This is a genomic window from Nocardiopsis sp. RV163 (assembly GCF_001029525.1).
GTDB lineage: Bacteria > Actinomycetota > Actinomycetes > Streptosporangiales > Streptosporangiaceae > Nocardiopsis > Nocardiopsis dassonvillei.
Genome location: NZ_LEKI01000061.1, coordinates 22379 through 30291, shown reverse-complemented (window position 1 = coordinate 30291; position 7913 = coordinate 22379). Strand labels below are relative to the sequence as shown.

The window sequence follows — 7913 nt, the reverse complement described above, 5'->3', positions numbered from 1 at the left end:
GCGCATGTCCATCCAGTTCGCGAAGGCGGTGTCCTCCACCACCCCGAACACCACGCGCCCGCCTACGCCGCCCCCGAGGCGCTCTTCCTGCGGGCCGTGCCCTTCCCCGAGCCCGTCTCGGCCTCCGGCGAGGGCCTGGAGGTCGGCGACACCCGCCACGTCCGCTTCACCCCGCGCCGCACGCTGGAGCCGGGCGCAGAGCCCACGCCGCGCCGCATGGAGCTCCGGATCACCGCGAGCGAGGTCCGAGGGGACGGCGGGCGCGTGGTGTTCGGGGTGGTGGAGGACACCGCCTTCGCGAACTGGATGGACATGCGCAGCGCCGAGGCCGTGTGGCGCGCCGAGGGCGACGGGACCCGACTGGCCTGGTCCATCGACTACGAGCGCACCTACGAGCCCTCCTGGTACTTCGGGCCGATCCAGTCCTACGCGACCGACCTGGCCGCCGAGTACCTCGCCGCCACCTTCTCCGCCGCCCCGGAGGGCTCCCGATGATCCCGGAACTTCCCGCGGCGCTGATCCGCGGCGTCGGCCTGTTCGCCCCGCTGTTCCTGCTGGCCGGACTGTGCCTGTGGCGCGCGCCCCGCCCGCGCGAGGTCGCGGCGATGCTGGTGGCCGGGTCGTGGGCCCTGCTCACGCTCGTCCCGCTCAACCTGTACGCGCTGCGCGCCGACTGGTGGTCCTTCCACGCCGAGGGCGCGGTGTGGCTCGGCATGCCCGTGGACCTGCTGCTGGCCTGGGCGGTGCTGTGGGGCGCGCTGCCCGCGCTGCTGCTGCGCCTGCTGCCGGTGCCGCTGCTCAGCGGCCTGCTCGTATGGGTGGACGTCGTCGTCATGCCGCTCGCCGAACCCGTCGTGGTGCTGGGCCCGCTCTGGCTGCTCGGCGAGTTCGTCGGCTCCGCGCTGTGCCTGATCCCCGCGCTGATGCTGGCCTACTGGACGCGCACCGGTCAGTTGGTGCACGCCCGGACGTGGGCGCAGGCGCTCCTGGCGTTCGGGGCCATGGTGGTCCTGCCGCTGGCCGCGCTGGACGCCCTGCCCGGTTCGGGCACGGCCTTCGTGGCCGCCCAGGTCCTGGCCCCGGTGTGCCTGCCGGGGCTGGCGGCGGCCCGCGAGTTCGCGCGGGTGGGAGGCGGCACCCCGCTGCCCTTCGACCCGCCGTCGCGGCTGGTCACCAGCGGCCCCTACGCCTACCTGCGCAACCCGATGCAGACAACCGTCGTCGGGGTGTACCTGGTCCTGGTCCCGGTGGTCGGCGACCCGCGGCTGCTGCTCGGCGCCCTCGCGGCCCTCGCCTACGGCGCGGGGTTCGCCGCCTGGCACGAGGGCGGCGCGCTGCGGGCGGCGTTCGGAGGGGACTGGGAGGCCTACCGGAAGGGCGTGCGCGCCTGGCTGCCCCGGTGGCGGCCGTGGCCCGGCCGCGCGCCGGGCACGTTGTACGTGGCCGCGGACTGCGCGATGTGCCGGGGCTTGGGCGGCTGGCTGGCCGCCCGGGCCCCGGTGGCGCTGGAGCCGCGACCGGCGGCGGAGCACCCCGAGGTGCTGTACCGCCTCACCTACGAGAACCCCGAGGGCCAGCGCTGGAGCGGGGTGTCGGCGCTGGCCCGTGCACTGGAGCACCTGCACCTGGGATGGGCGCTCGCGGGATGGGCGCTCGACCTGCCGGGGGTGCGGCACTTCGCGCAGTTGTGCGCGGACGCCTTCGGGGCCGGGCCGCGTCCCTCGCGCGACCCCCTCGGCGAAGGAGGGGGAGGGGAGGAGCCGGGCGCTCCCCGAGGCGGTGGGGCGCCGGTGCCCGGCGCGCGGGCGTGAGTCGGGGCCGATCCGTTCGCGGCCGACACGGAAGGCGCCGCCCGCGGCGAGCGCGGGCGGCGCCCGGTGTTCCTCGGCGCAGGGGGCCCTCCTCCCCGGCGTCGGAGCCGGAGCGGGCCGCCGCGGTTCCGGCCGGTCCGGACTCCCCGCCCCGGTTCAGGTGTCGGGGTCGGGCTCGACCGCTGACCCCAGGCCGGTCAGCCAGGCCAGGTGGCTCTGCAGGGCCGTTCGTCCGACCGGGGTCAGGCGGAACCAGGTTTTCGGTCGGCGCCCGACCGCTCCCTTGCGGACTTCGAGCAGTCCGGCGTCCTCCAGGGTGCGGCTGTGCTTGGAGACCATCGGATCGCTGACGCCGAGCAGGTCGCGCACGGTGGCGAAGTCGACCCACTTGGCGCTCTGCAACAGCGCGCACATCGCCAGGCGGGGGCCGGTCTCCAGGATCGGTTGGCGTGCGGCGGCGGCGCCTCCCCCGGAGGCGCCGCCACCGGGGCGGTGCAGCGCGGTCACTACTTGACCCTGCCGTTCTCGATGCTGCGGCGCATGGCCGAGCGGACCAGCATCTGCCCGGCGAGCACGAGGGCGGCCACGGGCACCAGCGCGGCGAGCGCGAAGCCGATCATGCCCCGGTCGACCAGGAGGTTGATGCCGATGTAGCCCGCGCCCGCGACGGCCAGGGCGGTGATCCACATCAGCCGGGCGCCGGGGTAGGAGGTGATGTAGCGAGGCATGTACACGCCGCTGCGTCGGCGCTGGATGACCGAGTAGGCGGTGGCGACCAGGACCACGCCGAGGATGGCCCACTGGAAGTAGGGGCCGCTGCCGGGCAGGACGGCGGACCAGATCGGCAGCCCGGCGATGAGCACGCCCGCGGCGGCGAGGAAGACCCAGTAGGCGGCGGGCAGATCGGTGCGGCTGGCGAGCTTGCGGCGGGCGTCGGCGACCTGGTCGAGCTCGGGATTGCTGTTCATGTCATCTCCTCTTTCGCATCTACTTTCTATATGGAAAGTAGATACCAAGGATCGGCTCCTGTCAAGCGCACCGGGACGCGGGAGAGGGCCGCCGGGACGCAGCCACCGCGTCGACCAGCGACGACGCGAGGAGCCCGAATGAACGACACGCCCCGCGGCCGGCGGGGTCGCCGCCGAGGGGGAGGGGCCCACGGCGCCCTCCCCCCGGTCGGTCGGCCCACCGTTATGCTCGGTCGGGCCGATCCGTCCGGAAGGCGGCGGAAACGGGCTCGCGGCCCCCCGAACCCGAACGAGCGCCCGTCCGCCCCCGAGTGAGCCCCCAGGCACGAGGTGACCCATGGAAGAACAGGCCATGCTCGCGCGTGACCTCGTGCTGCGCGTCTGCGCCGGAGCGACCGAGTTCGACCCCCACTGGATCCGGGCCGACGGCAAGGTCACCACCCCCTTCCTGGTCCCCCGCGACCGCAACCTCATCCGCGCGGTCGTCGCGGCGGGCCGCGCCATGGGCGTGGACCGGCTCCTGGTGTGCCGGACCAGGCCCGAGTTCTCCTACGACCCCGTCACCGAGGTCCCCCTCGACACCGACACCCTCATCGACCTCATCCGCGGCTGGGGGCCCGCGCCCACCGACTTCCTGGTCTGTGTCGAGGACTTCTCCGCCGCCGTCCTGGTCACCGCGGACGAGCTCACCGTCGCGGCCGGCCCCGCCGACTTCGTCCGCGAACTCGTCGGCGCCGACATCCCCCAGGCCCGCAGCCACTTCGCCTCGCGCGCCCGACGCGAGGGCGGCCCGGTCCTCGCCCGCGCCGCCCAGCTCTACCACTGCGCCGAGACCGGCGCGCGCCACGCCCGCGGCCCGCGCGGCCCCGGCCCCGACCCGGCCGAACTCCTGGCCCGCAGCGCCGACCGCGCGCGGCTGCGCTCACCGCGCGCGGTCCGCTCCCTGCGGGCCCTGCGCGGGGCCTGGGGATGGCTCATGGTGGCCGCGCTGCTCGTGGCGCCCCTGGCCGTCCCCGGTCTGGGCGCCGTGTTCCCAGCGCTGGCCGCCTCCTTCGTCCTGCTGTTCCAACTGGCCCTGCTGGCCCGCTCGCGCACGGTCTCCTTCGCCTCGCTGCTGCGGGTGGCCGCGTTCGGCGCGCTGCTGCTGTGGCCGCTGGCGCTGGCCGAGTCCGCCGTCACCGGACTGCTGGGCGGCGACCCCTACGGCGTCCTCGGCTACACCTACGTCGCCGTGACCGTGGAGGAGGTCGGCAAGCTCCTCCCGCTGCTGCTCCTGGCCCTGGCGGCCCGCCGAAGGCTGCGCCGCCTGGCCGCGGTGGACTTCCTGCTGCTGGCCGCGGCCTCCGGCGCCGGGTTCCAGCTCGCCGAGCGCCTGCTCACCCAGGTGGCCCTCGCAGGGGCGGGCACGCCCGCCGGGAGCGGCCTGTTCCTGCCCGGCGGCAGCACCGTCACCGACCCCGCGGGCACCGTGCTCGCGGTCTTCTCCGGTCACGCCGTCACCACCGGCCTGGTCGGCGCAGCGCTCGGCCTGGCGGTCGTCGGCCGCCGCTACGGGGCCTGGCTTTGGCTGCTGCCGCCGGTCGCGCTGACCCTGGCGTTCCTGGAGCACCTGAACCTGAACGCGCGGCTGGCCAACGCCCAGCTGCACCCGGCCTCCGACCTCGTGCACGGCCTCCTCGGCGGCGGGGTGCTCACCCCGTGGCTGCTGGTGCTGCTGTTGCTGTGCGCGGTGGCCATGGACTACCGGCTGATCGCGACCGCGGCCGAGTCCACGCCCCCGCTGCCCGGGCAGCCGCCGCTGGCCGGCCTGCGCCGCCGGGCGCGGGGGCGTTCGGTGGCCATGCGGGTCCGCGTGCCCGCCGACATCGCTCCTGTGTTCCGCCGGACGGCGCTGTCCTGGGTGGACCTGCCGATCACCCTGGCCACCACGGTGTCCACGATCGCCCACGAGCTGGCCGTCGCGGCCATCGCGGCGCGGCGCGGACCCTCGGTGCTCTGCGACACCTGGCGGTTCCTGCGCTGGCGGCGGGCGAACGCCATGGGCGAGGCCCGGTCGGCGGGGCGGCCCTGGCGCCACTACCCCTCACAGGAGGAACTGACCCGGCAGGCGCGCGAACTGGCGATGCGGCTGGGGCTGGCGGCCACCGGAGGGGTCACCGGGGCGATGGCGGCGATGGGCGCGGCGGCGATGGTGTTCGCCGCCGAGTCCGCGCCCGACCCGGCCGCGCCCGGCGCGCCCGCCTACGCGTTCGTGGCTCTGGACCGGATCCGGGGCTGGCTGGGCGACCTGAACGGTGTCGACGCGGTCTGGGCGGCCGTGGTGCTGGTCGCGGTGCTCACGCTGCTGCTGTCCGGGAACGGGGTTCCGCACGCGCATCCGAGGATGCGCGAGTTCCTGCGCGCGCCGACGGCGAACACCGGCGCGATCCTGGGCATGCTCGCGCCCGGCCAGGTGGGGTACGCGCTCATGGGCTGGGCGGGGCTGCTGCTGCCCAGACGCGTGAACCGGCTCCTCGTCCGGTGACGGTCCCGGCTCCGTGAGCCCGCGCTCGCCCCGAGGCCGCTCCGCCGACCCCGCCCGTTCCCCCGGAACGGTAGGCTCCGGGGCCGGTGCTCGGGGCAGGCCCCCGCTGCGCTCAGACCGCTGTGACGCCCCTGGGCGGCTCGAAGGCGCGCACGGGCGGCGCCTGCCCGGTGAACGGTTCGACGCGCACGCGCACCAGTTGACCCGTGCACCCCTGGCTCAGCGAGGACGTCCCCACGTCCTCCGTCAGCGCGTTCGGGTTCCCGTGCGCGCACGTCACGTCCTCCGACGAGGGGTCGTACCAGGCGCCCGTTGACAGTTGCACGACCCCCGGCCGCAGCGCGTCGCTCACCACCACGCCCGCCAGGCACGAGCCGGTGGCGCTGGACACCCGCACCACGTCCCCGTCAGCCACACCGCACGCCCGCGCCGCCTCCGGACGCATGCGCAACGGCGCCCTCCCGCGCACCTTCTGCGACATGCTGTGCGCGCCCATGTCCTGCTGGCTGTGCAGCCTGCCGCTCGGCTGGTTCGCGATCAGCACCAGGGGGAACCCCCCGGCCCGACCACCGGAGCCGTCCACCACCGGCCCCGCCAGCCACACCGGGTGCCCCGGGCAGTCCTCGTACCCGAACGACGCGATCGTCTCCGAGAACAGCTCGATCCGCCCGCTCGGCGTACGCAGGGCGTGGCCCTCCGGATCGGCACGGAACTCGACCAGCAACGCCTCGTCCTCCACCCGGCCGGGCATCTCCACCCTCCCGCTCTCCCAGAACTCCTCGAACTCCGGCACCTCCAAGCCCCGCCGCGCCACCAGCGACCGCCAGCGCCCGTACACCACGCGCATCCACTCGCCGCTCGTGCGCCCCTCGGTGAACTCCTCGCGCGCCCCCAGCCTCCCGGCCAGGTCGGCGTAGGTGTCGTACTCGTCGCGCGCCTGCCCGTGCGGCGCCACCGCGCGCGGCATCGCCCGCACGCTCAGGTCGCCCTGGCTCGCGGCCATGTCGTCGCGCTCCAGCACCGTCGTGGCCGGGAGCACGATGTCGGCGTGCCGCGCCGTCGCGGTCCAGTGCGTCTCGTTCACCACCACCGTCTCCGGCCGTCCGAACGCCTCGGTCAACCGCCTCAGGTCCTGGTGGTGGTGGAAGGGGTTGCCCCCGGCCCAGTACACCAGCCGGATGTCCGGGTAGCGCCGCTCCTCGCCGTCGTGGTCGTAGCGCCCGCCCGGCTCCAGCAGCATGTCGGCCACCCGCGCCACCGGGATGAACGAGTCCACCGCGTTGTTGCCCTGCGGCATCCTCGGCAGCCCCAGCGGCGTCGCGCCGCCCCCGTAGTTGCCCATGGACCCGTAGCCGGACGCGAAGCCACCGCCCGGCAGCCCCACCTGGCCCAGGCAGCACGCCAGCGCCAGCCCGGCCCACAACGGCTGCTCGCCGTACCGCGCCCGCTGCACCGACCACCCCACGTTGACCAGCGTGCGCCGCGCCGCCATCCGCCGGGCCAGCGACCGCAGTCCGTCGGCGGGGACCCCGCTGATCCGCTCGGCCCACTCCGGCGTCCGCGCGGTCCCGTCCGGGCCGCCCCGCTCGTCGCGCTCGCCCAGCACGTACGCGCGCAGCACGTCCGCGCCCACGGTGTAGCGGTCCAGGAAGGCGGTGTCGGCCAGGCCCTCCGTGAACAGCACGTGCATCAGCGCGAGCATCACCGCCGTGTCGGTCCCCGGGTTGAGGGAGACCCACTCGGCCTCGACGTCCTCGGGGGTGTCGTCCAGCAGCGGCGACACCGACACGAACTCCACGCCGGACCCGGACGCGTCGCGCATCGCCGGACCGGCGGTCTGGGCGGCGCGCCCGCCCGAGGAGGTCCACGTGTTGGACACCCGCAGTCCGCCGAAGCTCACCAGCAGCTCGGTGTGCTCGCGGATCCGGGTCCACGACGGGGCCCGGTGCAGCAGCCGGTTCGCCGCGGGGACGCCGACGATCCGTGGGAAGAGCACCTCCACCGCTCCGTGGCTGTAGGTGGTGCGCGAGCGCGTGTACCCGCCGATCGAGTTGAGGAACCGGTGCAGTTGGCTCTGCGCGTGGTGGATCCGCCCCGCGCTGCCCCAGCCGTACGAACCGCCGTAGATCGCCGCGTTCCCGTACGCGCCGCGCACCCGGTCCAGCTCACCGGCCAGCAGGTCCAGCGCCGTGGACCACTCCACCTCGACGTAGGCGTCGTCGGGGTCCCCCCGGAACGGGTCCGGGCCGGGTCCGTTCTCCAGCCAGCGCCGCCGCACCGCCGGACGCGCCACCCGCGAGGCGTGGTGCTGGGCGGCGGGGGTGTTGGCGATCACCGGGGACGGCGCCGGGTCGTCCGGGTCCGGGAGGGTTCCGACCACCCGGCCGTCCTCCACGACCACCCGGTAACTGCCCCAGTGGGCGCTGGTCGGATACGACGACGTGCCGGACATGCTCGTTTCCCCCCTGGAATTCCCCTGTGCCCCACCAGGGGCCCGGACCCACCCTATGCACCGCACGGTGCGATGATGGGCGGCGCGGTCCCGCCCGGAGGAGGCGGCCGACCCGGCCGGACGGCCGGCGCCGCGACCGCGCTCCCGCGCCGCCGACC

General features: G+C 75.3%; 5 protein-coding genes and 1 pseudogene. 3 read left to right on the top strand and 3 right to left on the bottom strand.

The features are described from left to right. Both ABD54_RS13135 and ABD54_RS13130 read left to right on the top strand, forming a co-directional pair. Nucleotides 1-495, top strand: a pseudogene (locus ABD54_RS13135) (hypothetical protein); the annotation flags it as partial. Then, nucleotides 492-1811 carry a methyltransferase gene (locus tag ABD54_RS13130; RefSeq protein ID WP_047869752.1) on the top strand — a complete coding sequence of 440 codons (1320 nt, stop codon included), beginning with the start codon at nucleotides 492-494 and terminating at the stop codon, nucleotides 1809-1811. The pseudogene ABD54_RS13135 and the gene ABD54_RS13130, both read left to right, overlap by 4 nt. A 156-nt stretch (nucleotides 1812-1967) precedes the next feature. Here ABD54_RS13130 and ABD54_RS13125 read toward each other — a convergent pair whose 3' ends face one another. Both ABD54_RS13125 and ABD54_RS13120 read right to left on the bottom strand, forming a co-directional pair. Then, the gene (locus ABD54_RS13125) at nucleotides 1968-2318 is read right to left on the bottom strand and encodes a transcriptional regulator (RefSeq protein ID WP_053063587.1); all 351 of its coding nucleotides are present in this window, start codon (nucleotides 2316-2318) and stop codon (nucleotides 1968-1970) included. Then, complete coding sequence (locus tag ABD54_RS13120; protein WP_047869751.1) at nucleotides 2318-2779, bottom strand: hypothetical protein; 462 nt, start codon at nucleotides 2777-2779, stop codon at nucleotides 2318-2320. The genes ABD54_RS13125 and ABD54_RS13120 overlap by 1 nt, the downstream gene beginning before the upstream one ends. A 337-nt stretch (nucleotides 2780-3116) precedes the next feature. Between ABD54_RS13120 and ABD54_RS13115 the strand changes: the two genes are divergently transcribed. Beyond that, the gene (locus ABD54_RS13115) at nucleotides 3117-5303 is read left to right on the top strand and encodes a PrsW family glutamic-type intramembrane protease (protein ID WP_047869750.1); all 2187 of its coding nucleotides are present in this window, start codon (nucleotides 3117-3119) and stop codon (nucleotides 5301-5303) included. Nucleotides 5304-5415: 112 nt separating this feature from the next. On the opposite strand, the gene ABD54_RS13110 is transcribed toward ABD54_RS13115, so the two are convergent. After that, nucleotides 5416-7755: a molybdopterin-dependent oxidoreductase gene (locus ABD54_RS13110; RefSeq protein WP_047869749.1), complete on the bottom strand. Its 2340-nt coding sequence runs from the start codon at nucleotides 7753-7755 to the stop codon at nucleotides 5416-5418. Nucleotides 7756-7913: the final 158 nt, after the last annotated feature.

Excerpts from the sequence above, each read along its gene's own strand:
- ABD54_RS13110 (WP_047869749.1), bottom strand. The coding sequence starts at position 7,755 with ATGTCCGGCACGTCGTCGTATCCGACCAGCGCCCACTGGGGCAGTTAC.
- ABD54_RS13120 (WP_047869751.1), bottom strand. The coding sequence starts at position 2,779 with ATGAACAGCAATCCCGAGCTCGACCAGGTCGCCGACGCCCGCCGCAAG.
- ABD54_RS13130 (WP_047869752.1), top strand. The coding sequence starts at position 492 with ATGATCCCGGAACTTCCCGCGGCGCTGATCCGCGGCGTCGGCCTGTTC.
- ABD54_RS13115 (WP_047869750.1), top strand. The coding sequence starts at position 3,117 with ATGGAAGAACAGGCCATGCTCGCGCGTGACCTCGTGCTGCGCGTCTGC.